Source organism: Vulcanisaeta sp. (assembly GCF_049966235.1).
GTDB lineage: Archaea > Thermoproteota > Thermoprotei > Thermoproteales > Thermocladiaceae > Vulcanisaeta > Vulcanisaeta moutnovskia.
Genome location: NZ_JBMFVA010000005.1, coordinates 38,201 through 61,846, shown reverse-complemented (window position 1 = coordinate 61,846; position 23,646 = coordinate 38,201). Strand labels below are relative to the sequence as shown.

At 41.5% G+C, this 23,646-nt stretch carries 24 protein-coding genes; 6 read left to right on the top strand and 18 right to left on the bottom strand.

The genetic code is table 11. The annotated features are described in order from the left end of the window. The first annotated feature begins 131 nt into the window (after positions 1-131). A complete protein-coding gene (locus tag ACP5L5_RS04965) occupies positions 132-821 on the top strand; it encodes an ACT domain-containing protein (protein ID WP_428762074.1) in 690 nt (229 codons plus the stop codon). Here ACP5L5_RS04965 and ACP5L5_RS04960 read toward each other — a convergent pair. The 4 genes from ACP5L5_RS04960 to ACP5L5_RS04945 all read right to left on the bottom strand — a co-directional run bounded on the left by ACP5L5_RS04960 (position 776) and on the right by ACP5L5_RS04945 (position 4,309). Then, entirely contained in the window at positions 776-1,792 is a 1,017-nt protein-coding gene (locus ACP5L5_RS04960) for a TIGR00269 family protein (RefSeq protein ID WP_428762072.1), read from the bottom strand. The genes ACP5L5_RS04965 and ACP5L5_RS04960 overlap by 46 nt on opposite strands. A gap of 46 nt (positions 1,793-1,838) precedes the next feature. Beyond that, positions 1,839-2,414: a UbiX family flavin prenyltransferase gene (locus ACP5L5_RS04955; RefSeq protein ID WP_048056875.1), complete on the bottom strand. Its 576-nt coding sequence runs from the start codon at positions 2,412-2,414 to the stop codon at positions 1,839-1,841. Between the two features lie 152 nt (positions 2,415-2,566). Beyond that, a complete protein-coding gene (locus ACP5L5_RS04950) occupies positions 2,567-2,779 on the bottom strand; it encodes a ribbon-helix-helix domain-containing protein (protein WP_048056874.1) in 213 nt (70 codons plus the stop codon). Between the two features lie 99 nt (positions 2,780-2,878). After that, complete coding sequence (locus ACP5L5_RS04945) at positions 2,879-4,309, bottom strand: V-type ATP synthase subunit B (RefSeq protein WP_013604303.1); 1,431 nt, start codon at positions 4,307-4,309, stop codon at positions 2,879-2,881. Positions 4,310-4,408: 99 nt separating this feature from the next. Here ACP5L5_RS04945 and ACP5L5_RS04940 point away from each other — a divergent pair, with 99 nt between their 5' ends. Continuing rightward, positions 4,409-5,254 (top strand): class I SAM-dependent methyltransferase, encoded by an 846-nt coding sequence (locus tag ACP5L5_RS04940; protein WP_428762069.1) that lies wholly within the window; start codon positions 4,409-4,411, stop codon positions 5,252-5,254. 44 nt (positions 5,255-5,298) lie between these two features. Then, positions 5,299-5,667 carry a BlaI/MecI/CopY family transcriptional regulator gene (locus ACP5L5_RS04935; RefSeq protein ID WP_013604301.1) on the top strand — a complete coding sequence of 123 codons (369 nt, stop codon included), beginning with the start codon at positions 5,299-5,301 and terminating at the stop codon, positions 5,665-5,667. Between the two features lie 21 nt (positions 5,668-5,688). On the opposite strand, the gene ACP5L5_RS04930 is transcribed toward ACP5L5_RS04935, so the two are convergent. From ACP5L5_RS04930 to ACP5L5_RS04880, 11 genes are all read right to left on the bottom strand, one after another. Then, positions 5,689-6,156, bottom strand: coding sequence for a DUF2153 family protein (locus tag ACP5L5_RS04930; protein ID WP_013604300.1), 468 nt, complete (start codon positions 6,154-6,156; stop codon positions 5,689-5,691). A gap of 58 nt (positions 6,157-6,214) precedes the next feature. Then, positions 6,215-7,996, bottom strand: coding sequence for a DUF2070 family protein (locus ACP5L5_RS04925; protein ID WP_428762067.1), 1,782 nt, complete (start codon positions 7,994-7,996; stop codon positions 6,215-6,217). A gap of 42 nt (positions 7,997-8,038) precedes the next feature. Continuing rightward, the gene (meaB, locus tag ACP5L5_RS04920; protein WP_013604298.1) at positions 8,039-9,337 is read right to left on the bottom strand and encodes a methylmalonyl Co-A mutase-associated GTPase MeaB; all 1,299 of its coding nucleotides are present in this window, start codon (positions 9,335-9,337) and stop codon (positions 8,039-8,041) included. After that, positions 9,337-9,729, bottom strand: a complete 393-nt coding sequence (locus tag ACP5L5_RS04915) for a cobalamin B12-binding domain-containing protein (RefSeq protein WP_273303306.1) — start codon at positions 9,727-9,729, stop codon at positions 9,337-9,339. The genes meaB and ACP5L5_RS04915 overlap by 1 nt, the downstream gene beginning before the upstream one ends. 40 nt (positions 9,730-9,769) lie before the next feature. After that, positions 9,770-11,440: an acyl-CoA mutase large subunit family protein gene (locus tag ACP5L5_RS04910; RefSeq protein ID WP_428762064.1), complete on the bottom strand. Its 1,671-nt coding sequence runs from the start codon at positions 11,438-11,440 to the stop codon at positions 9,770-9,772. Positions 11,441-11,479: 39 nt separating this feature from the next. Continuing rightward, on the bottom strand, positions 11,480-12,088 hold the full coding sequence (locus ACP5L5_RS04905; protein WP_013604295.1) for a hypothetical protein: 609 nt from the start codon (positions 12,086-12,088) through the stop codon (positions 11,480-11,482). A gap of 41 nt (positions 12,089-12,129) precedes the next feature. Continuing rightward, the gene (locus tag ACP5L5_RS04900; RefSeq protein ID WP_428762062.1) at positions 12,130-13,968 is read right to left on the bottom strand and encodes an aldehyde ferredoxin oxidoreductase family protein; all 1,839 of its coding nucleotides are present in this window, start codon (positions 13,966-13,968) and stop codon (positions 12,130-12,132) included. Between the two features lie 81 nt (positions 13,969-14,049). Next, positions 14,050-14,814, bottom strand: coding sequence for an ABC transporter ATP-binding protein (locus ACP5L5_RS04895; protein ID WP_428762060.1), 765 nt, complete (start codon positions 14,812-14,814; stop codon positions 14,050-14,052). Continuing rightward, positions 14,807-15,805, bottom strand: coding sequence for a FecCD family ABC transporter permease (locus tag ACP5L5_RS04890; protein WP_428762058.1), 999 nt, complete (start codon positions 15,803-15,805; stop codon positions 14,807-14,809). The genes ACP5L5_RS04895 and ACP5L5_RS04890 overlap by 8 nt, the downstream gene beginning before the upstream one ends. Further along, complete coding sequence (locus ACP5L5_RS04885; RefSeq protein ID WP_428762057.1) at positions 15,802-16,884, bottom strand: ABC transporter substrate-binding protein; 1,083 nt, start codon at positions 16,882-16,884, stop codon at positions 15,802-15,804. Before ACP5L5_RS04885 ends, ACP5L5_RS04890 begins: the two co-directional genes overlap by 4 nt. A 72-nt stretch (positions 16,885-16,956) precedes the next feature. Beyond that, positions 16,957-18,489 (bottom strand): gamma-glutamyltransferase family protein, encoded by a 1,533-nt coding sequence (locus ACP5L5_RS04880; protein WP_428762055.1) that lies wholly within the window; start codon positions 18,487-18,489, stop codon positions 16,957-16,959. Between the two features lie 113 nt (positions 18,490-18,602). On the opposite strand from ACP5L5_RS04880, the gene ACP5L5_RS04875 reads away from it, so the two are divergent. Both ACP5L5_RS04875 and ACP5L5_RS04870 read left to right on the top strand, forming a co-directional pair. Beyond that, complete coding sequence (locus ACP5L5_RS04875) at positions 18,603-19,547, top strand: hypothetical protein (protein ID WP_428762053.1); 945 nt, start codon at positions 18,603-18,605, stop codon at positions 19,545-19,547. A 53-nt stretch (positions 19,548-19,600) separates the two neighbouring features. Next, positions 19,601-20,953, top strand: coding sequence for an FAD-dependent oxidoreductase (locus ACP5L5_RS04870; protein WP_428762051.1), 1,353 nt, complete (start codon positions 19,601-19,603; stop codon positions 20,951-20,953). A gap of 33 nt (positions 20,954-20,986) precedes the next feature. Here ACP5L5_RS04870 and ACP5L5_RS04865 read toward each other — a convergent pair whose 3' ends face one another. From ACP5L5_RS04865 to ACP5L5_RS04855, 3 genes are all read right to left on the bottom strand, one after another. Then, positions 20,987-21,523, bottom strand: a complete 537-nt coding sequence (locus ACP5L5_RS04865) for a transcription factor TFIIE (RefSeq protein WP_428762049.1) — start codon at positions 21,521-21,523, stop codon at positions 20,987-20,989. Positions 21,524-21,558: 35 nt separating this feature from the next. Beyond that, positions 21,559-22,662 (bottom strand): GTPase HflX, encoded by a 1,104-nt coding sequence (gene hflX, locus ACP5L5_RS04860; protein ID WP_428762047.1) that lies wholly within the window; start codon positions 22,660-22,662, stop codon positions 21,559-21,561. A gap of 106 nt (positions 22,663-22,768) precedes the next feature. Continuing rightward, positions 22,769-23,308 (bottom strand): multiprotein bridging factor aMBF1, encoded by a 540-nt coding sequence (locus ACP5L5_RS04855; protein ID WP_428762045.1) that lies wholly within the window; start codon positions 23,306-23,308, stop codon positions 22,769-22,771. Between the two features lie 75 nt (positions 23,309-23,383). On the opposite strand from ACP5L5_RS04855, the gene rpl18a reads away from it, so the two are divergent. Further along, complete coding sequence (gene rpl18a, locus ACP5L5_RS04850) at positions 23,384-23,641, top strand: 50S ribosomal protein L18Ae (RefSeq protein ID WP_013604284.1); 258 nt, start codon at positions 23,384-23,386, stop codon at positions 23,639-23,641. The last annotated feature ends 5 nt before the right edge of the window (positions 23,642-23,646 follow it).

Genomic DNA, 23,646 nt, shown 5'->3' with positions numbered 1-23,646 from the left:
ATACACAGCATAAGAGCACCTTTAAAAGATAACTCATTCATGTTGCGCAATAATACGTGAATCCCTGTTGAAATTCCTCCACGAATTACATAGCAAATAAGTTTTTAAGCCATGACTTTTTGGGGTTGCTTGTGGAGGCATTGTATAGAGACTTTGCAATGGCATTTGAAGGCAAGGATAAAGTACTTGGTGAATTCCTGGTTAAGTTTACGGCAGATAAACCAGGCATACTTGCAGCATTGTCCAACGTCTTTGCAGATCACGGTATAAACATACTAAATATATCCGTAAATAGGACCCAACTACTTCTCCATTTTGTTCTTGATCTCACGAATATGGATACCTCACTAAATGACTTAGAGAAGGAATTGAAAAAGTTCTCCTTCGTTGAGTGGGTCAGGTATAGAATTGTTGAAAAAGAGGCATTCATGGTACCATCAATGATACTACCAACATTTAGGGATAACCAGGTCCTGGCAATTGAACTTGGTAAGATCAAGAACTTATTACCAAGCCCTGAATTTAGGAGAATCATTAGGGATTTAGGGATTTACGATGCATCACTCCTACGTAATAGTAACCTAGGTGAACTTATCAAGATAGGGCAATTCAGGGGATTAGGCAAGATAACACTTACGGAAAGAGATGGGGTAATTACCATAAGATCCTGTTCCGAGCTGAGTGATAAGCACGTAATTGAGGAATTAATGGTTGAATATTACACCGGCTTTTTATCACAAATCCTAAAGAGCAATGTTGAAGCCACAAATAGAAGCTATGAAGATGACTGCGTATCCATAAGTTTCAAAGTTTTAAAATGAGCTAAGTACTTCTCCATCAAACCAGCTTTCCTCATTAATTCACAAACCCTGCACACGTCACCAGACGTTGGTTGACCGCAATACTTGCATTTCCTCAATGGTGTTCTTACCGCCTTATCACTCATGAGTTTAGCCAATGAGTCACCGAATGCCACTAAGGAATACTTGATGTTTGGGTTATCCCTTTCCCAGCGGGCTAGCGTGAACTTAAGTTCATACCTAGGATTACTATACACGAATGGACACTCCAACTCCATTAATGGTATACCATGGTAATGCGCATATATTGCAATTTCCTCCTCCCTAACGAAACGGAGTGGTTTAATCCTGGGTATGAAGCCCTCTCTATCTATCTCCGGCTTAGGTCCAAACCAAGCGAATCTATCTAGGTCATTACTAAGTACATTAAGTAATACGGTTTGTGCCTCATCATCTAGATTATGTCCAGTCGCGATTTTTGTTAGGCCTAATTTGTGACCAATGATATTCATTGCCCTACGCCTTAGTACGCCGTCTATCGTGCACATATGCACATTAATGCCCTTAGACCACAGTCCATGGGCAACATCAGTAGCCGTTACACCAAACAACTCCTTAAATGTATAGACCTTATATGGTATATCATATTCCTCACTTAATTTCTGTACATAATCACTCCTAGCCATTCTATAAAAGCAACTATATGGGTGACCCTCATTAATACTGAATGCCATTAGCTCAACATTCTTCGGTAATTTACCCTGCTTCCTAAACTTACCCAGCAGATACATAAGTGTTAGGCTATCCTTACCACCACTTATTGCAATACCAATCTTGTCGCCCTCACTTATTAATCGATACCTCCTAATTGTCTTGATCACAGTATCCTCAATGGATCTAAACAGGCAATTAAAGCATAATTTCTCACCACTAGATACTCTATAATAATTCGCTGGTCTCCTGCCGCATTTCGTACACATTGGCACATCCATAACTCTATTGACATCGTTTTAACAAACACACTCTTAAATTACTATGCTACTCCTCAGAATAACCGCCCCATCTCCTATAAAGCTCATTCTCAATACCCAATAGATCGAGAACCCTACCAACTATGAAATTCACCATATCATCAATGGTCCTCGGCTTATTATAGAATGCTGGAGCTGCGGGCATTACTATGGCACCTGCTAGAGTAACTAATTCCATGTTCTTAATATGCACTAGATTAAGTGGCGTCTCCCTAATGACTAATATTAACTTCCTCCTCTCCTTTAGCGTTACATCGGCTGCCCTTGAGATTAGATTGTCGGTTATTCCATGAGCTATGGATGCCAAGGTCTTCATTGAGCACGGTATAATCACCATGCCATCATGCTTAAAGGAACCACTGGCTATTGGCGCGCCTAACTCATCCTCACCATAAACCCTATCAGCAAGTCTTGATAAGGACTCCCCATCAAGACCGACCTCATGCTTTATGATGTTAATTGCGGTATTGCTCATAACAAGGTGAATCTCAGTATTGGTTGAGTATTTCCTGACTGTCTCTAGAAACCTTACGCCATAAATCACACCACTTGCCCCAGTTATACCGACGACGATCTTTCTCATCATAGTTAATTATAAGGCGCTAATAAATAACATTATTGCTTAGTTCGATTAATTATATATGTTATATATATTTATATAAAATTATTTTAAAAGAAGTAATTGATCGTCACATTTTAATATTTCTAATGATTTTACTGGAACCATGGTTATCATTACCTACCTGGTAATAATATCAGGTCTTCAACGTTCTGCGTCTTACTCCTTGAATTCTCCCTATACAGCAGGTCCCTTATTGCAATTCTGATTGCCTCACTCCTGCTTGGGAATACGCCTTGCTTTACGAATTCATCCAACTCCTCAAGCATTTGCTTCGGTATGTGCACGCTTATCAGTACCATTTTTTCCTTTGCTTTGGTCTTTGGCATAGAGAACTAGATAATTACAGGATTTATTAAGATTCTCTACCGTGAATTCTGTAAATATTTACAATCGAGGATATTAACATTATTTACAAAGTACTAATTTTACGCTCCTACGTCCTTTATGGACTCAAAAATCGAGCGCCTATAATACCTCTTAGATATATCTGGTGGTACATTCGTGAGTTCATCCTCAGGTAATACACTAATAACATCCCAAGCAATATCAAGAGTCTGCTCAAAGGTCCTCCTCTCATAATAACCCTGGTTAATGAACCTACGCTCAAACTGCTCAGCAAACCTGAGATACCTCCTCTCACGCCAACTTAGGTTGGTCTCACCAACTAGTAACGCTAGGTTCCTAACATCTAATGACCTCGAGTAGGCGGCAATTAATTGATTGGCTACATACTTATGGTCATCCCTCGTCTTACCCTCACCAACCGCATCCTTCATAAGCCTTGATAAACTCATAATAACATCAAATGGCGGGTAAATACCCTTACCCCACAGGGTCCTACTCAGCACTAGCTGTCCCTCGGTTATGTAACCCGTCAAGTCAGGTATTGGGTGCGTTATATCGTCGTGAGGCATCGTCAGTATTGGGAACTGCGTAATACTGCCCTTCTTACCCTTAGCCCTGCCTGTTCTCTCGTAAATAGTTGCGAAGTCCGTGTACATGTAGCCTGGATAACCACGTCTGCCAGGTAATTCGCCCTTCGATGATGATAATTCCCTAAGGGCCTCCGCATAATTCGTCATATCTGTCAATATTACTAGCACGTGATAATCCCTATACCACGCCAGGTACTCAGCAATTGTTAATGCGGTTCTTGGTGTTAGTATTCTCTCGGCAATTGGATCACTTGCTAGATTAAGGACCATGACAAGTCTCCTCAACGCACCAGTCCTCCTGAACTCATTCAAGAAGAATAAAGCCTCCTCAGACTTAAGGCCCATTGCAGCGAAGATTATTGCGAACTCCTCCTCATGTCCCCTAACTGTTGCCTGCCTAGCTACCTGGGCAGCTAGCATGTTATGCGGTAATCCCGTGCCACTGAATATAGGTAGCTTTTGACCCCTAACCATTGTGTTTAAACCATCAATAACACTGACGCCAGTTTCTATTGGTTCCTCAGGATATTCCCTTGCATATGGATTTAGCGGTTCACCATTTATGTCTAGGTACTCCTCGGCTGGAGGCAGTGGTAATCCATCCCTTGGTTGTCCCTTACCATCAAGAACCCTACCTAATAAGTCCTCAGTGACAGGCATCCTGAGAGTTCTTCCATAAAACTTCACAGTACTGCCCTTGGCAGGCAAACCGAGTGTACCCGTAAGTACCTGAGCCACTGCATAATCACTACCAACCTCAACGACTTGAACCATCCTAGGCTCTCCATCAGGGCCTATGACCTCGCCAATCTCGTTATAGGCAACTCCCCTGGTCTTCTCAATAACAATTAATGGCCCCTTAACCTCCCTAACCGTGCTATAAGATACAATGCCAGGTACGGACTCTATGATCTTGCTCATCGATTTACAGAGTTTTATAGCGCTTATTAATTTTTATTCTACACGAGCACACGGACTAAATCAATTTTAAGGGTTTCCGCACTATTATGGAGAGCATCAGTGCCAACCCTCAAGGAGGTTATTAAGCCGTTAATCCCTAGGGAGCTTTGGGATAAGGTACCAAGGAGCTTTGACATAATTGGTTCTAGGTCAGGTGCAGTAGCTATCATAGAAATACCACCAGAGCTTGAGAATTATAAGTTCTTAATTGGTGAGACCATAATTAAATTGAATAAGCATGTTAAGGCCGTACTTAGGAGAGTTGGAGCAAGGGAGAGCGAGTTTAGGTTGTATAGGTATGAGGTTTTGGTTCCTGGGCCCACTGAAGTCATTCATAAGGAGAGTAATTACCTAATTAAGGTAGATCCCACGAAGGCTTATTTCTCACCTAGGGATCAAGGCGATAGGGAGGATATCGCTAGGCAGATAATGCCTGGCGAAGTTATTCTATATCCATTTGCTGGTGTTGGGCCATATGCCGTTACTATACTAAAGAGACAATCCCTTGTTAAATTAGTGATTGCGATTGAACTTAATGAGTATGCGTATTACTATATGCTTGATAATATTAAATTAAATAAACTTGAGGGTAAGGTACTGCCCTTGCTTGGAGATGCCGCGAAATTAATGGAGTCATTCTGTGGTGTTGATAGAGTCATACTTACATTACCATTGGGTGCTCATAAATTCCTGAGGCAGTCATTAACGTGCGTTAGGAACGGTGGTATTGTACATTTCTATCACTTAGGTACTGAGGAGAACCCTTACGGTGATGCGGAGAATCTTGCCAGGAACTATTGCAATGAGTTAGGCTATGAATGCCAGATCATTAATAGGAGGATTGTTAGGGATTACGCTCCATATGTGTATAAGGTTAGGCTAGATATTAAAGTTGGTAAGTTTTAGACCTGTGTGATAGGTTTATAAAACTACACGTGTAAACTCATATAATGGAGCAGGGTGAACGCAAAAGAAGACTTCTATTAATGATTGGACCACTCGAGGCTGAGGTTATTGGTATACTTAATGAGCTTAAGGAGGCTACGGCAATGACAATTTGGGAGGAGTTGACCAAGAGGGGTAGAAAAACTGCCTACACAACCGTACTAACGGTATTAAGTAGATTATACACCAGGGGTTTTATTAATAAGCATGAGAAGGTGATTAATAATATTAGGCAATTTGTTTATGAGCTTTCGATACCTTATGACGTAAAAAGCGAGATTATTAAGGAGCATATTGGCTTGATAATTAAGATGTTTGGTAAGGATGCCATTCAGATAATTAGGGACTATTTAAATGAAGTTAGCGGAAAATAAGAGGTTAAAATTAATTTAAGGTCACATGAATCTTGGTACCTCTCCTTGCTCTCCCTGCTGACCCCTCTGTGGCGCAATTCCCCTTTGTTCAATATAGAGCCTCAGTATGTCGGGTATCTCATTCTCATTCTCCATCTTCCTAAGTATATCCACGTATCTACTTGTATGATCTATATCGAGCCTCACAAATTCAATGGCTATATCCCTAAGTCTCTCCTCTAATTCCTTTAGCATGTCTATGGGCATTATTGAGGTTATCATTGGATTATTCAGCCAAGACTCAAAGTCCTTAAGGGTCCTCTCTATGTAGTAAAGCATTGCCTGCGAGGAAAGCAGTAGTGATAATCTATCTTGGCTAACTATGTAGTCACCATACTTCTGTAACTCATCCATGAATTTTCTCTGGTCCTTAACCCAATTCTCAAGCCTAGTTATTAGTCCCGCTATATGAGCCCTAATTGCTTGCCTTTTTAGATCCTCGGAACTCATATTCCTTCCTGAGTAAAAACGTAACCCACTCTATTAAACCTTTTGTATTTATTAAGTATTAAAGAATACCAAGTAATATCCCTAGAATAACCATGGTTAGTATGGGTAGTATTATCAAGACCGCAAAATGCTTCTTCCAATCCACCACACCCCTCTCTGCGGCCTTCACCATATCATTAAACGAATCACCAACCAACCTAACACCCTCAACAATAACCGGGTAATACCTAACATGAACCTGCCTTAAGCCATTCAGACACTGCTTAACACTTCTTCTTACATTTCTCATTATTAAATCATGACTGATTGAATCACCAACGACCTTATAACCCCTACTTCTCGTGAACCTAGCAATGCCCGTATATTGATGATTATCTGTTGTTAAGACCTCAACTATATCAAAGTAATTCTTAAACTCATTAATTATTGCATCAGCTAACTCCCTCCTTAAATTATTACCATCAAATATTACCAATAATATCTTGTTACCATTTATTTCCAACCCCCATGTTATTAACCCATTATCACCAATCTCAAACTGTATTGGCCCAAACGCATACTTAGGCATATGAGCAACACACGACTTAATCTCAAGTCTCTGCTCCTCCAACTCCCCAATCTTACTCAACAATGAGACCAATTCATTAATGTCATCCTCATCCCACGTATTATTATCCGAATAATAATTCTGCGCATCAACAAGTATTATATTATCCCAATCAAGCTTTACCTTCCTTTTCAACTCATCATAAACCCTAAGAGGTATATCATCACTAGACTTAACAAGGCGACTAACAATCACAATAGACTTACCGCATAACGGTACATGCGTTATTCTGAAATTACTACTTTGTATTTGGAACGGTATCTTGCCAATACATTCATTATTGACATACTGATCATTCAAGTATTCCTTAACCTTCATGGCAACTGCCCTAACAACCCTACGTACGTCAATTCTCGTTGCTGGATCCAACTCATGACTACCAATACCATGCAGATAAATTACTGAATTCACGTAACGACCTAACTCACTAACAGTGTCACTTATTAAATAACCACCACCAACCTTAGCTATAGGCCCTGCATGCAATTCAGGTATAGTAACTGCATAAATACCTTCATCATTCCTCACCATGAATAAATGCACCTTAGCATCCTTAACAACAGACCGCTTACTCAATTCCCTCTCAAAGGGCTCAGAGTATTCAAAAAGTGCTGTGTATAGGTATGAACTAAATAATTTAAGAATATCAGTACCACCATACGAAACTTCGAACTTAAAAATCACATAATAAATAAATAGAAATGAGAATACATAAAATATAGAATCTAAAGCAGCGTATTTCACAGGGTTTACCGTACCGATTAGGAAATACGAGATTAATTGAATGATTAATATGCCAGGTAAAGTATAAAGTGGATATAGGATATATTTCTTCATTGACTTGCCATTATGCTCAAGACCCCTCAGTACCATTATCATGGCACTTAACGGTAAAACAAATGATAATGCACCAAAACCAACTATGAATTTATGAATCGCCAATGTAATTAGCAGGTCTACTATTGCCGCGAGCGCCGTACTAAATAGCGATAATGTTATGCCGAAGCCTCTATAGGATTTAGCGAAAACAATTACCCTCAAGGTTATGAGCACTGAAAGAAACATGACACCATAAATAATGAGTGATTTAAAATACGTAATTAACGATTCATGTACATATATACTCATTAAGTAAGGTAGTATGATTATCAACGCCAATAACGAGTACTTCATTGAATTCCCTCCCCTAAACACTATTGTATAGCCATGCTCAAATGACCTACCCCTTCTCACGCAAGCTCAACCTGCACTTTTAGATTATTTAAAGATCACTTATTATGCCCTGTGCTGCACCAATTCAAGGAGCACACCGTTAAGGCTCTTTGGATGGATAAATACGACAAGGCCCTCAGCACCCTTACTCGGCTTACCAGTAATTACAAGGCCGGCCTCCTGAACCCTCTTAATAAATTCCTCTAGGTCATTAACCTCAAGGGCTATATGATGAATACCTTCACCCCTACTCTCTAGGAATTTAGCCACCGTTGAATTAGGATTAAGCGGCTCCAGTAACTCAATCCTTGTATTACCAAGCCACACCATCGCAACCTTAACCCCCTGTTCCTCAACAATTACAGGATCACTAACCCTAAGCCCCAACTTCCTAAACTTCTCAATCGTACCATCAAGATCCTTAACCGCAATAGCCACGTGATCAAGCCTCGGCCTCTCCATACCTAGTAATCTCCTTGCCGCCTCCTGCGGCGTTAACTTACCACTAACGACCTCACTCTCCAGATCCTTCCTCTCAATAAGGCTCTTCTCAAGCAAGTCATACGCGTAAAGTCTCATCTCGAGTAATCTTCTACTAATCAAGGACTCGCTTAATCTACCATTATTAATTAACTCCCTAAATCTATCATCAATTAACCTTAATAAATCATCAACACCATATCCATACAATCCAGATACCTTAACAACAATGGGCTTCCATGAATTACCCTTTATTTCCTTCATCATATCAACCATGGCCATTAAGTCCCTATACGTTGACTCAGATACTTGGTTATCGGACTTTGAAACTACGTAAATATCACCAATCTCCATAAGTCCACTCTTAAGTGCTTGAATTTCATCGCCAGAGAGCGGTGGTACTAATACTAGTATTGTGTCCGCTACATACTTAATATCTGTATCTGATTGCCCGGCACCAACGGTCTCAATGAATATGTAGTCCGCACCTGCGTACTCAAGTACATTAACCGCGGCTATTGTCGCATAGTTAAGTCCTCCACGTATTCCCCTCGTAGCCATACTCCTAATGTATATATTCGGCCTTGAGGTAAGCTCCTGCATCCTAATCCTATTACCCATAAATGAACCACCAGTGAACGGACTAGATGGATCTATAGTCAATATTGCAATTCTCTTTTCCTGAGGTATTTTCCTAGCCATTGTATATATCAACGTGCTTTTACCAGAACCTGGTGGTCCCGTTATGCCAATTACATGGCTCCTATGCTGAATACCTAGTGGTACCTCAATACCCTCCTCAGCCAGTGTTATTAGCTTTGCAATTGCAAGTTTATCCCAATTACGCACCCTAATAAGCAACTCATTAATATCAATGCTCATTAGGAAACACCCACAAGCTTCTTTACAATATCAATTATTTCCTTAAGTGGAGTACCTGGGCCATAAACGCCCGCAATACCCATCTTAAGTAATGCCTCCTTATCCTCAGGTGGTATTATACCACCAACAAGCACTGGAATACTCACACCCTTCTCTTTCATAATCCTCATTAACTCACCCACAAGCTCCAGGTGTGAACCGGACAATATACTAATGCCAATTAACTTAGCATCCTCCTGAATAGCGGTTTCAACAACCTGGCTAGGCGTCTGCCTAATACCCGTATAAACAACCTCAAAGCCTGCCTCCGCCAACGCCCTTGCAATTACCTTGGCGCCCCTATCATGACCATCAAGACCAAGCTTGGCAATGATTATTTTAGGCTTAGGCATATGCATCACTAACCGCGTGTCATACCATAAAAATCTTTCCTCAGTAAATACTCGGAGGTTTGTACTCACCCCAGACATCACGTAATACACTTGATACCTCACCGATGGTTGCCTTGGCCCTAACGGCATTCAGTATGTATGGGAATACGTTCTCATCCTCCCTATCAGCCGCCCTCCTCAACTCATTAAGAGCCCTTTCCCAAGCCTCCCTATCGCGGTTCTCCCTAACCTCCCTAACACGCCTGATACTCCTCTCCCTGGATACTGGGTCCACCTTATGAAACTCAATATGGAGCTTCTCCTCCTCCCTAAACATGTTTACACCAATCACGGCTATCTCGCCCTCCTCGACCATCTTTTGATACCTATATGCAGACTCAGCTATAGCCCTCTGTGGGTAACCAATTTCCACGGCTTTCGTCATACCACCAAGCTTATCTGTATAATCAATTATCTTCATGACCTCCTCCTCAATAGTATCAGTGAGCCACTCGATATAATATGAACCACCCAGGGGATCTATTGAATCAATGACTCCACTTTCATAGGCTATCACTTGTTGAACTCTCAATGCTAGTTTCACAGACTTTTCTGTGGGGAGTGATAATGCCTCATCATAGGCATTAACATGAAGCGATTGAGCACCGCCAAGTACGGCAGCTAATGCCTGTATTGTGGTCCTTATGATATTGACCTCAGGCTGTTGAGCTGTTAGTGCCGCACCTGATGTCTGTACGTGAAACTTCAATTTCATAGACTCGAGCTTCTTAGCACCGAACCTTTCCTTCATAATCCTCGCATAGAGTCTACGGGCAGCCCTGAACTTTGCAATCTCCTCGAAGAGATTTGTTGTTGCCGCGAAGAAGAAGGATAGCCCTGGCGCGAAATCATCAACACTCATCCTCCACCTGTTTATGACCCAATTGGTATACTCAATGGCGTCAGCTAGTGTGAAGGCTAGTTCCTGGACGGCAGTGGCTCCCGCCTCCCTGAAGTGATAACCACTAATACTTATTGGATGCCACTTGGGCAGGTTCTTAGATGTGTAGGCTATTATGTCCGTTGTATATCTCATTGAGTGCAGTGGCGGGTATATGTATAGGTTCCTTGCTATGAACTCCTTGAGTATGTCATTCTGAATAGTACCATCAAGCACTGCCTTATCAATACCCCTACTCTCTGCAACGGTTATATACATGGATAGTATCTCAGCAGCTGTGGCATTTATTGTGAACGAGGTAGTTATCCTGCTAATATCAATATCATCAAAAAGAATTGACATGGAAACAACCTCAGGAACCGAAACACCGACCTTACCAACCTCAGGATACGCAAGCTCATGGTCAGGATCAAGACCTAGCTGAGTTGGCAAATCAAAGGCAACACTTAACCCGGTCTGTCCCTGTGATATGAGGAACTTATACCTCTTATTCGTATCCTCAGGCGACCCAAAGCCTGAGTACTCCCTAAATGTCCAGAGCCTTGACCTATACATACTTGGGTATATACCTCTAGTGAGCGGATACTCTCCAGGAAAGCCTAGTCTATCGAGATAATCATCCTTAACATCAAGTGGTGTATAAAGAGGCTTTATCTCAACGCCAAATGATGTTATGAACTTCCTCCATTCAGGTACCTTTTTAAGAGTTGGTAATAGAAATTCCCTAACCCACTCATCATACTTTTCCTTAATTTTATCCGTATTCTTCATTAATAATTTACAAATAATTATTTACTAATAAATCTGTTCTTATCTCGTGATGTTGCCTAGTAAATAATTCATAGCATCATCAACAGACCTAAACACATGACCACCCATGCAATACATGGCCTGGGCTATTAATTTATCGGCATGGTTCATAACACTAATTACATTTACTGATGGTGGGTAGTCATCAAGCATTGATGATGCAATTCTACCACACTCCCTCAACTTAACCCTTATGGTATCGAGAGCCTGAAGCTCGGGTGTTGTTGCTATTATCCAACCAAGTGGTCCCTTGAATCCACGGCATAAATCAGCTATCTTTGCCATTAATAAATCCTCAACACTCCTAACCCTACTTAATCGATCATCACTACCCTGCACTAGGTAGGCATTTAATTGCATTGATAATGCCATTACTATTGAGGCTATCTCACCAATAACATTGCCTCCAAAATCAAGTCTAGTACTATTGGCTATATTTGATAATTCATCTAAACAACCCATGAGCATTATTGGAGCTGAGTCCTTACGCACCCTAACTCTCTTGCCAAACAGTGGTATTACACTATAACCACTATCGCCAGGACACTTAATACTATTATCTACCTCTTTACAGTCTGCAAATAACGGTAAACGACAATTATCACTCATTAATATCAATTACACATTATTCATTATATAAATTTAATTCATCAATTAAGGTTAACCTTAGATCCAAGTTGCGAAATCACAAAATCAAGATCTAAACGCCTTAAGGTATCCTTTCTCGGTATACCTCTCTCATCCCAACCCCTCAACTCGTAATACCAACTGAGCATTCTCTGATAACCATCATAATCAAGCTTAGCACCCTTGAGTGGGCCCCTACTCAATGGTCTCTTGAACCACTTGACAGGTGGTGTGTCATACGCCCTATCCCAATGTCCATACTCCCTAACCCAAAACGCCCTGATTAATGTATAAATCCTATTATTTATAGTACTTAGTATCTCCATGTTCATGTCCATACCCGTGGCAGCCTTAAACAGGCGGAAATACCAATTAATCTCAAGCCCAACCTCAACCCATGGAAACCTACACGTCACTATAGTCTCAAATAAGCCACCCCTAATGTCCTGCATCTCCACAAGCTTCTCAACCTTCTCCCTAGTATAGTCAAACCTACCCCTCTGAACCTCCCAGGATATGAGCCAAGCATCCTTATGATGAGCACCAATGGGACTTGTGGAGAATGCCAAAGCCATACCAGGCGCTGCGTGGCAGTCATAGGCGCTTACTTCAAGACCTTTAACATGCATTGCAAATTCAGTGGCTTCCTGACCCAGCTCCATTGATGCTGCCCTAACTCCCTTACCAAGCAGCTTGCCTAGCTCGGTTCTTTGTAGTGCTATGTCCATGGCAACCTCAACCGCCTTCTTATAATCACCCCACTCAATCCTCTCCTTAAGAAGCCCCTTCTCTGAAGCCTCCATTGCGAAGCCAAGATTTGAACCTAGACTTATTGTGTCCATGCCCATCATATCTGCAATCCTATTGAGATGCGCCACCTTCGCTAAATCCCCAATACCAAGGTTACTGCCAAGCATTGCTATATTCTCATAATCCAACTCAGCAGGTTCATTTTCAGCATCCTTAACCACATGCCCACAAGCCATGACACATTGTGGACATGACCTAGTCATGATCTTATTCCTCTCAACAGAAAAACCACCTATTTTTTCATAATCATCAAATTGGCCCTCGGAATAATTATACGTGGGCAACACACTGGCCTCCTGAGCCCACTCTACCGTTGATGTGGTCCCTTGCCTCATCCAAAATGGATAATTTGGCTTAGATTTCGTGGCCACTATGGCATCAACACCAATCTTCCTAAGCGCTGGGTCCGCAACCTTAATGTCGCCATGGCCCCTCATAACCACTGCCTTCAAGTTTTTACTACCCATTACAGCGCCTATGCCAGGTCTACCACCACTACGTCCCTTCTGAGTAATGATGGTTGCGAATCTCACGAGTCTCTCACCAGCGGGGCCTATGAGAACCATACCTACGTCACTACCATGAACCTTCTTTAACCTATCCTCTGTGGTGAATGAGTCAAGGCCCCATAAATCATCTGCGTTATTAAAATCAACCCTGAACTCCTCGCCCTTATTCTCAATGTATAAATACGTGGGTTTCTCAGCCCTACCCTCAATTATTATCATATCAATACCCGCCCTCCTCATATGAACTGCTAACCATGAACCAATATTACCATCACCATAACCACCAGTTAACGGGCTTTTAGCAGCCACAAGCAACTTACCACTATTGGGTATTGGTAATGCCGTCAATGGTCCCACGGCAAGTATTAACTTATTAAGTGGACTTAATGGGTCGATTCCTGGCGGCAATTCATCCCATAAAGTCTTTATTGCAAAGCCCCTACCACCAATATAGTTCTGTGCAAAGGATGGATCTAGTGATTGAACAACATACCTCCTTCTGGAAAGATCAATCCTTAATATATGCCCACCCCATCCAAACATAACGGTGGTTCAGTGAACATGAATTAAATAAATCTTTCTTATTATGTCAAAATAAGATAAATAGGGATAATAAGAAAACAATCAATCATTCATAAGTTCATTATGTACATAAATAAGCCTATGCCCATTTATCTCAAGAACCTCCACATTAATATCATACAATTCACTTAGTATCTTACTATTAATTATGTCACCTGGAACACCCATAGCCATTATATCCCCGTTCCTTATCGCTATAACCCAGTCGCTAATTAATGCAAGGTCAATATCATGCCCAGTGGCAATCACAGTAATTCCCTTATCATTAACAATCCTTCTTAATGTTAGGATAACCCTATATTTATTACTGAGATCTAGGTTTGATGTCGGTTCATCCAATAATAATAATGACGCCTTTGAAACCAAAGCCCTCGCTATCAAAACAAGTCTCTTCTGACCAGTACTTAGTTCATCAAATCTCTTACTGGCAATATTATTTATACCCAGGTACTTAAGAACTGCAATTGCATCATCCTTATTTACCCAACCCTCACCATTTCGAGAACTCGTGACAATATCTAGAACTGTTAACGACATTTGCGAGTAAATCTCGGCAGGTGAGTACGACACGTACTTCGGCAAATCCCTAATGGGAATCTCATCAATACTTTTACCATCAATGTATGCATAGCCACCAAAGATTCTTGCGTACTTTATTATAGCCCTAAGCAGGGTTGTTTTCCCAGAGCCATTGGGCCCAAGTATTGTTGTTAGACTCGGCCTTGGTATGTTTAACGTTATTTCCTTAATAATGGGCTCATTATACCCAATCCTAGCATTAACAAATCTAACTATGTAACTACTCATTACGACCACCCCTGAGCAAAAATAGTAATACAGGAACACCAAAGAGACTTGTTATTGCTGTTATTGGCATTACCGTGCCCGTAATCAATACCTTACTAACAACATTCGCGTAAAGCATTATTGCGGAGCCCGAAATCATCGATAATGGTATAACTCTCGAATTATCGGAGCTTGATATTGACAAACGAGTTAAGTGCGGCGTTACAAGGCCTATGAAACCTATAATGCCGGTGAATGATACTGATACGGCAGTCAACAATCCAGTTAATACAATCAATAAGTTCCTAAATGCCTTAGGGTTGGTACCACTGGCTTGCGCAACCTCATCACTTATCATCAGTAGGTTAACCTCACGCGCACTAACCATTATATACGTAAGTACTGGCAGACTTACGCTAATCATAGTAATATCATCACCCCAATTAATGCCGCTCACTGTGCCAAATAGTAAGTAAACTATTGCGGGTAGTGTTGGGATTATTGTTAGTAAGTACGTGTCAAGTATCATGACTATTGACGAGAACATTATTGAAATGGCAATGCCCGCGAGGATGAGCGATAACCAACCACCTCTGCCAAAGGCCACAACGACAATTGTGGCCAGCATAGCGCCTAGGAATGATAGTAATGGCATTAGTATTATTGATGGTGACCCAACCTTAAATAGGACGTTTATTAATAGGCCGAGTAACGCACCTAATAATGCCCCAGAGGCTGTTCCAGTTATGTAAGGTTCGGCAAGAGGGTTCCTAAAAACCGCCTGCATGACAGCGCCTGCCACGGCTAAGTCAGTCCCAACAACTATGCAAGCAAGTATCTCAGGTAGTCTTATATCCATTATTATGACCCTATATGCCTGTGTTGGATCCAGCAATGCCCCTAGTGGTACAATGACCTCACCAATGAAAATATTTAGAATAATACCGATTGATAATAATGGAATAAATAACCAAAGGAATTTTACAATTGGGTTACTGACCGTGGCAATCACCCATCACTTAACGTAATATTTAGGTTAGGCTTAACGTACTGATCAACCCACTGGGCACTAATGTAATGCGGTATGGCCGTTGAGTTAAGACTGAAGGCGCTTGGATGAAGTATCATGGCGAGAAGCAAGGCTCCATAGACTGATAATGGACCCGGCTCCTCAATGAGACTCTCTGCAAAGTTACCAAGTATGTATATATGATCCTCCTTAACAGCATTTGTACTGTTTATTCCAGGTATTGAGAGTATTGCCTGAAGAGTTGCTGTGTAGTTGCCCATGAAATCATCCGCAATTATATAGTCAGGATTGACCGCGAGCAATTGGCTTGGACTTACCGTGGGGTACATACCATTGAATGGATCATAACCACCGGCTAAATTAATGTAGTAACCAACAAACGACGAGTTACCTGCAACATAGATTGGGTTATACCATGATATGTAGGCTACGGTAACCCTAGGCTCATTCGAGACCTTACTCTCTACGTAATTAATGACATTATTCATATGACTTATCACCTCCTCACCCCTACCTGGAACCCCAAGCGCCTTGGCCATCAGCATTATGTCATTTTCTATGCCAGTCACATTTGTATTGCTCGTACCGCCTATGAATATCACGTTAATGTTAGCCGCGCTCAATGTACCAATGCTCTGCACCAGCTGTGGCTGGAAACCAGCATCCGCACAGAGTAGTGATGGGTGTGCAGTTATTATTGGTTCTATCGGTGGTGATCCATATATTGAATTAATGGTGGTGGCATTACTTGGTATTGTGACATTTAGGTAATTAAGTAGTTGTTCGGAATAAGCATCGATCAGGATAACCCTACTGCCAAAGCCAAGCACATATATTATTTGTGTACAGTCAGGGCTTATGGTACCTACACTACTTGGCTGTGAGTATATTGTGATGTTACGGCCCAAGTAATCAATCACTGTTATTGGATAGTTAACACCAATACTCGACATACCCTGCCTTAACGTATGGACTTGGGTAGCGTAGTACACGGCTATTATTACTACAGCAATAATTATGGCCACCCCTATGATCAACGCCTTTGAAATACCTCTCGACATACGGTGATAGGATAAGCATCCTATTTATAAGCATTTTCTACACCCTAAACATTCGTAACACTTAACGTAGAGTTATTGACCAAGGGCTAATCCATCCCCGCGTATGTCGGTGTAGAGTAGTTTCCTGCCATTATCGAGGAATGCCGCTATACTGGCCACGCCGGTCCTGCCTGGATACCTAATTACTTGGTATGGTTCTGTTAGGCCTGTTATTTCGTAACCTTCCTCGATGATTAGTGACTTTCTATCCCACAGGAACCTAGGCGCGTCAATTGCCTCCACAGGACTTAGGCCGTGATCAACCATGTTCGTTATAAATAAAGTATGCTGTTGTGGCCTGAAATGAGCCCCGGAGGTTCCAAGTGCGTATTTTGGTTCTCCATTCCTAGTAATTATTACTGTACTTAATGTATGAAGTGGCCTCTTTCTGGGCATTAATGCGTTTGGCCCATCCATTGAGAAGTCCGAGGCCCTGTCATTGAGTGTGATCCCATACTTGGGCTCAGTAACCAACGAACCAAAATGCTGGTATAGGCTTTGGATGGCACTTACGACGTTACCCTCCCTATCCACAACCACGAAATACGTGGTATCGCCAGAACCACTCAATCGCTTGCCAACTCTTGATTTATACGCGGACATCAGGAATCCTGGATCAAGGAGCTTATTAATTGGTATTTCAACAAACCTTGGATCGCCGACATACGAGTCTCTAAGTTCATAGGCAATCCTGTAAATGTCCAGGTAAGTCTCAATCCTATTACGTGACCACGCATCGACATTAACCCTTAACTCCTCAAGAAGCCTCAATATCATTAATGTGGTTATACCCTGGGTATTGGGTGGTGATTCGTAAATAGTCAGTCCCTTATAATCAATACCAAGTGGGTCACGCCACTCAGGCTCATATTCCGTTAAATCACTCATCTCCATAACACCACCGGCGGATTGCACATAATTAACAACAGCTTCACCTATTTCTCCTCGATAGAATGCGTCGGGCCCGTACTCCATTATCAACTCAAATGTTTTAATTAATGGCTCTATCCTTATTATATCCCAGGGCTTAGCGTTTATTGGGTATACGGACTTAAAGTCATTGTTTTTAGCAATGTCATTCCTAAGCAATTCTATGGCTTTAGCGAAGCTTGGGCTTGCTGGGAATCCACTCTTTGCCGTCTCAACCACAGGCCTTACAAGGGATTTCCACTCATCAGTTCCAAATCTCTTCCATAATGCATGGAGCCCCGCCAATAGTCCAGGAATCACTGGTGATAATGGCCCTCTTATTGGTATTGAATTCAACCCTCTTTGTAATAATAACTCCCTACTTAGACTCCTAGGTGCCCAACCACTGGCGTTTATGAAGTAAACCCTCCCCTCCCTGGCTATATACACCATGGCAAAGAAATCCCCACCTAAACCGCCTAAATGAGGCTGCGTAAGAGCCAGTGCTAGTGATGTTGTTATTGCAGCGTCAATGGCATTACCACCGAGACTAAGCACACCAACACCTAACTTACTTGCTAATGGATGCTCAGAGGCCACACCACCTAACTCAGTTATCCAGGGCGGCTTAATTCCGGGGATTATTGGTAATGACATGTACCTAACCGCACTGCTTCACACTTTTAGAGTATTGCGCAAAAAGTAATTAATGCATTAAGGAAATCATTTAATTGGGCTAAGTAGAGTAAGATCCGTTAGGGATAATTATCATGCTGCTTAATTATTCATCATGGACCTACGCTGGGAAACTTCAGGAAGACTTCACAACAAATCTTAAGGCAATAAATGCAATAGCACTATTATTCAATAAGCAACGTATTAAATTGAAAATCACATTATCAACCCTTGAACTAATACTCAACTTACTAGGCTCAAGTAACCCTAGGTTGATGCCGAATGAGGGTGAACGTATCATAATCATTAAAGATACTGAGAAGTCCCTCCTAAGAGATTATAATATTGATAAGTACATATCCCTAAGCAGCATGAGGTATGGGCGTGATCGTACGTACATCATAACCATAAGAACAAAGTCCTCATTAATGACTAAAATAATGGTGTTATGCAATCGTGACTGTGAATACTATGTTGATGAAAAGGTAAATACTGCAAGGAATAATTCAAGCACTTACTTCCAGTTAGTATTAAAGGCAATTTCCATATTAAGTAATGTATTCAGCATTAAGACTCCAAGGGTAGTACTTACCCATAATCCAACTGTTTATGGTAAGATCATGACTATAAATGGTGATGAAGTAATAGCATTATCAATATGGGATTTACTCAGGATAATCAACGCCATTATTGAGGTGAATCCTACGGTAAATAGTATCAGTAACATCATTGATACTGCGGTTCATGAATTCCTTCATTACCTCCTTGATAAGCAATACCTAGTTGCATTAACATTTATGGAGATGATGAAAAGAATTCCCAGTGTGGTTGATGATGGTATTATTCATGAATTAATAGCATGGACATTAACACCACACGTGAGTAGGTACGTGGCCGAGTGCATTAAGTATGGCGTTACAAATAAGGTGAACACTGGCAATGATTTAGTAATTCAATACCCTATTAAAAGGAGACATTTGTTAACTGCCAGGAGGATAATTAATGAATTATTGGAAAGACTTGATGGTAATTGTGGATGAAGCACTAACATAATGGAAAAGCTAATTAAGTCATAATAGGCCTTCGGTAACATATGGGTAAACGCATTGTTATTGTGGGTGGTGGTGCTGCTGGTGCTTCAGCGGCTGCTAGGGCTAGAAGACTTGATCCTGAGGCAGAGATAGTAATGCTTGATAAGGGTTTATACATAAGTCATGCACCCTGTGGAATACCATACTATATTGGCGGCGTTGTTAAGGAGGCCCAGGACCTAGCCATATATACCCCAGAGGAGTTCGCTAAGGAGAGAAAGATAGTGGTTAAGATTAATGCGGAGGTCTATGACATAGATCTGAAGAGTCAGGTGGTGTATGCCAAGGAGGGTAATGATATCACTAAGTATCAATGGGATACGTTAATAATAGCTACTGGTGCTAAGCCAATAACGCTCCCCGTTGAGGGCCATGACCTGAACGGCATATTAACGCTTAGGCTTCCACATGAGGCTCCTAGATTGAGGGAGGAGGTTGAGAAGGCGAGCACTGTTGCCGTGGTTGGCGGCGGTTATATAGGCCTCGAGGTTACTGAGGCACTTAGGAATCTCGGTAAGAAAATACTTCTGTTTGAAATGATGCCTCATGTATTACCGACAACATTTGACGAGGATATGGCTAAACTAATTCATGATGAACTCACTAGGAATGGTGTTGAGCTTCACCTTAATGAGAAGGTTGTTGGATTTAAAGGCATTAATGGGCATGTGAGCAAGGTAATCACCGAGAAGGGTGAGTATAATGTCGATAAGGTGATTATGGGTGTTGGCGTTAGGCCAGACGTGGATCTTGCAGTTAAGGCTGGTGTAAAGCTTGGTGAGACGGGGGCTGTTTGGGTTAATGAGTATATGGAGACCTCTGTACCCAATGTTTACGCCGCAGGCGATGTTGCCGAGACCTGGAGCCTAATCACTGGGAAGAGGATGTACATTGCCCTGGCGCCGCCGGCTAATAAGATGGGGCAGGTGGCTGGTGCGAATGCTGTTAAGGGTAGGTTCCTGAAGTTCCCAGGTGTATTAGGCACGGCAGTGACTAAGGTGTTTAGTCTATATGTTGCTAGGACAGGACTAACCGAGAGGCAGGCTAGGGAGGAGGGATTTAAACCGGTGTCAGCGAGTATTAAGGCCAGAACAACTGCTCATTACTATCCAGGTGGTGTGCAGGTTAGTATTAAAATGACAATGGATGAGTCAAGTGGTAGAGTCCTTGGTGTACAGATTATTGGGCCTGATAAGATAGTTGCTGGTTACATAGATATTGCCGCCGCATTAATAGGTAAGGGAGCGGTAATTGACGACTTTTTCTTTGCTGACCTGTCATACTCACCACCGACAGCTCCCATATGGCACCCACTCATCACAGCTGCCAGGGTATTATCTAAAGGTAAGTACTGATTTAGGTGAAGTTGTGAGCTTGTAAAATTTAGATTATCCAGTTTCTTCCCTACGTAAATTCTTAACAGTACTCGTAAGGAACGCTATTTCCGAGGGGGCATCCACCTGTACTAATTCCGTGTCGTCCCTTGGACACCTAAAGTCATACTCATAAACCTCATCAAGTGTGTAGCTCCTGAAGCATGTTGGGCATATGTAGAGTGTTGTTGTGCTTAAGGTATTTATTCTACGCATGAGCTTAGCTGCAACATCATTAATATGTTGAACGAGGAACTTCCTAATGAAGTCCTTATTAATGAACCACTTATACTCATACCTATACTGATCAGTAGACTCGCGGATAAGGCCGACAAGGCCTGCCTTATGCATAACGTGTAATACCCTCCTAATCTCCGTGGCGCTTATGCCCAGTATTAGGGCGAGGGTTTCATCAGGTATTGCCTCATTCCTCTCTATTAATGTACTTAGTATCTTAACGGCTAATTCACCTACCTCCTCATTATCATACTCAAAGGCCATCTTTCTCCTTGCGTATTCAAGGAATAAGGATGTTTCCAAGTCTTCAACCATTAATGATTCATTAACCTAAAGAGTTTTATTCCTTACTACCTTACACGCTTCTTACTAATAATTAAGGGTTCTAATCTACTCCTTATTGCATTCTTTAAATCATCAATACCAATACCGGCCTTAGCGGATATAATTACGTAATTACTGAACTCGCTTTCCACAAGGTTTAGTTTATCGGTAATATCAATGCCGTTGGTTAAATCAATTTTATTAAGAATAGGTAAAACACTAGTCCTAGATATCCCTAGATCATTAAATATCTTTGCTGAACTTACGAATTTTCTAGAGAATTCCTGGTAATCATCACTGACATCCAGCATGAAGAGTATTAAATCCGCATTAAGTACCTCGGCAATTGTTGCGTAAAATGACTCAATGAGTAATGGTGGTATATCATCAATAAACCCTATAGTGTCCGTCAATATTGCATTAACCCCATTGAAGTTTACAAGCCTTGAATAAGTATCCAGTGTTGCGAAGGGTTTACCATCAACATACTTATTCTCCTTAGTCAGTCGATTAAATAATGTTGTCTTGCCAGCGGATGTATAGCCAGTAAGGGCGACTTGTGGTAATCCATAATCCTTCCTCCTAATCACAAGAGACTCTCTCCTTCTCTTGATGGCATTCAATTCTCTCCTAATATGCGCAATACGCCTCATCATATACCTATAATAGGCCTCAATAGCGTACTCACCACCACCATAAAACCCAATCTGCTCACCCATCTTGGCAAGCCTAATGAACTCCCTAACCCTTGGAATCTCAAGCCTAAGCCTAGTTAATTCTATCTGAAGCTTAGCCTCCTTACTACCAGCCCTCCTTCCAAAAATCTCGAGTATTAGCAGTACCCGATCCATCACCCTAGTCCTTAACCTACGCTCAAGGTTAACGTACTGTATTGGGTTTAACTGATGATACGTGATAACCACGTCGGGCTTAAACGAATCAATAAGCGACTCAACCTCGCTTAACTTACCAATGCCTAGGTAATAACGTGTGTCAGGTCTTCTCCTCTGTATTACCGTATTAATAACTTCATAACCACCAGCTTCACTTAGTAATTGAAATTCCCTAATCCTATTCTCCCCAACATCATCAGCAATAAGCAATAAGGCTCTGGCCCTATTACTACTCACTAAGGCATTTTGGCTTGATTCGTTATTTAAAACTATTGCCACAACGACCATTTTAAGTGGTAAATATACTGGCTACCCCGTAATTAAGGAGAAAAGATGTGAATCCCTACTGTCTCTCTTTATTTTTCTCACGAAGGGTTACCACATCACCTAAGGTTAAAGACTTGCTAACAGGTTTCTGAGTTTCCATGCCTACATCCTCAGCCTCCTTTAATAGGCTGATACCGAGAACCTTCTCAAGCTTTCTAGCGAGTTCAATATCCGGTATTAATTGGCCATCCTCAATCCTCTTTAAAATACTCTCCTTAACCCCAATGACCTTAGCCAATACGTCCCTACTCATGCCAAGGCTTTCCCTAGCCTCCCTAATTAACTCAGCATAGTTATCAATAACCTCGTACTTATCAGCATTAACCCTCGGCTTATTAATTCTATACGTAACACCTCTCCTAGACTCATGCCTAACTATAGTCATTGGTTGCTGCGTTACCTGGACCTGCGATGGACCCTTAATCACCTTAACGCCCTTAACACCTACGTACTTACGGGCGCACCTCTGGCATAGTGTTAATACGGCACCATCAATTTCCACAATAACGGGTTCACTCTCTATTGGCGCACCGCAAACGTCACATGTTAAGACCATAACCAATCACCTAATTAATATGGGCAGCACTTCTTTAAAAACATATTGGGAAAAGATTAAATATTTCATGCCTAAATGCTTCACGTGTCGATTAGGATTTACAAGGTTGTAGGACGTATGAGGATTGGTATGCAGTGGCAGAAATTTTCGCTGGAGTTGATAGCTACAAAGCCGAGTGAGGCTGTGGAGATAGCGTATAGCGAGTTAGGGAGTAGGCATAAGTTGAAGAGGAGTATGATTAGGATTGAGGATGTTAAGGAGATAAGTAAGGATGAGATTAAACGTAATGATATTTTACAATTATTATCAATGGAATCATTAATTAAGTGGTGAATTGG

Coding starts and splice junctions, on each gene's coding strand:
- ACP5L5_RS04960 (WP_428762072.1), bottom strand. CDS start 1,792: ATGGATGTGCCAATGTGTACGAAATGCGGCAGGAGACCAGCGAATTAT.
- ACP5L5_RS04950 (WP_048056874.1), bottom strand. CDS start 2,779: ATGCCAAAGACCAAAGCAAAGGAAAAAATGGTACTGATAAGCGTGCAC.
- ACP5L5_RS04900 (WP_428762062.1), bottom strand. CDS start 13,968: ATGTTTGGATGGGGTGGGCATATATTAAGGATTGATCTTTCCAGAAGG.
- ACP5L5_RS04865 (WP_428762049.1), bottom strand. CDS start 21,523: ATGGTTGAAGACTTGGAAACATCCTTATTCCTTGAATACGCAAGGAGA.
- ACP5L5_RS04930 (WP_013604300.1), bottom strand. CDS start 6,156: ATGAGTTCCGAGGATCTAAAAAGGCAAGCAATTAGGGCTCATATAGCG.
- ACP5L5_RS04885 (WP_428762057.1), bottom strand. CDS start 16,884: ATGTCGAGAGGTATTTCAAAGGCGTTGATCATAGGGGTGGCCATAATT.
- ACP5L5_RS04935 (WP_013604301.1), top strand. CDS start 5,299: ATGGAGCAGGGTGAACGCAAAAGAAGACTTCTATTAATGATTGGACCA.
- ACP5L5_RS04915 (WP_273303306.1), bottom strand. CDS start 9,729: ATGCCTAAGCCTAAAATAATCATTGCCAAGCTTGGTCTTGATGGTCAT.
- rpl18a (WP_013604284.1), top strand. CDS start 23,384: ATGCTTCACGTGTCGATTAGGATTTACAAGGTTGTAGGACGTATGAGG.
- ACP5L5_RS04895 (WP_428762060.1), bottom strand. CDS start 14,814: ATGAGTAGTTACATAGTTAGATTTGTTAATGCTAGGATTGGGTATAAT.
- ACP5L5_RS04870 (WP_428762051.1), top strand. CDS start 19,601: ATGGGTAAACGCATTGTTATTGTGGGTGGTGGTGCTGCTGGTGCTTCA.
- ACP5L5_RS04945 (WP_013604303.1), bottom strand. CDS start 4,309: ATGAGCAAGATCATAGAGTCCGTACCTGGCATTGTATCTTATAGCACG.
- ACP5L5_RS04955 (WP_048056875.1), bottom strand. CDS start 2,414: ATGAGAAAGATCGTCGTCGGTATAACTGGGGCAAGTGGTGTGATTTAT.
- ACP5L5_RS04910 (WP_428762064.1), bottom strand. CDS start 11,440: ATGAAGAATACGGATAAAATTAAGGAAAAGTATGATGAGTGGGTTAGG.
- ACP5L5_RS04905 (WP_013604295.1), bottom strand. CDS start 12,088: ATGAGTGATAATTGTCGTTTACCGTTATTTGCAGACTGTAAAGAGGTA.
- meaB (WP_013604298.1), bottom strand. CDS start 9,337: ATGAGCATTGATATTAATGAGTTGCTTATTAGGGTGCGTAATTGGGAT.
- ACP5L5_RS04875 (WP_428762053.1), top strand. CDS start 18,603: ATGCTGCTTAATTATTCATCATGGACCTACGCTGGGAAACTTCAGGAA.
- ACP5L5_RS04855 (WP_428762045.1), bottom strand. CDS start 23,308: ATGGTCTTAACATGTGACGTTTGCGGTGCGCCAATAGAGAGTGAACCC.
- ACP5L5_RS04880 (WP_428762055.1), bottom strand. CDS start 18,489: ATGTCATTACCAATAATCCCCGGAATTAAGCCGCCCTGGATAACTGAG.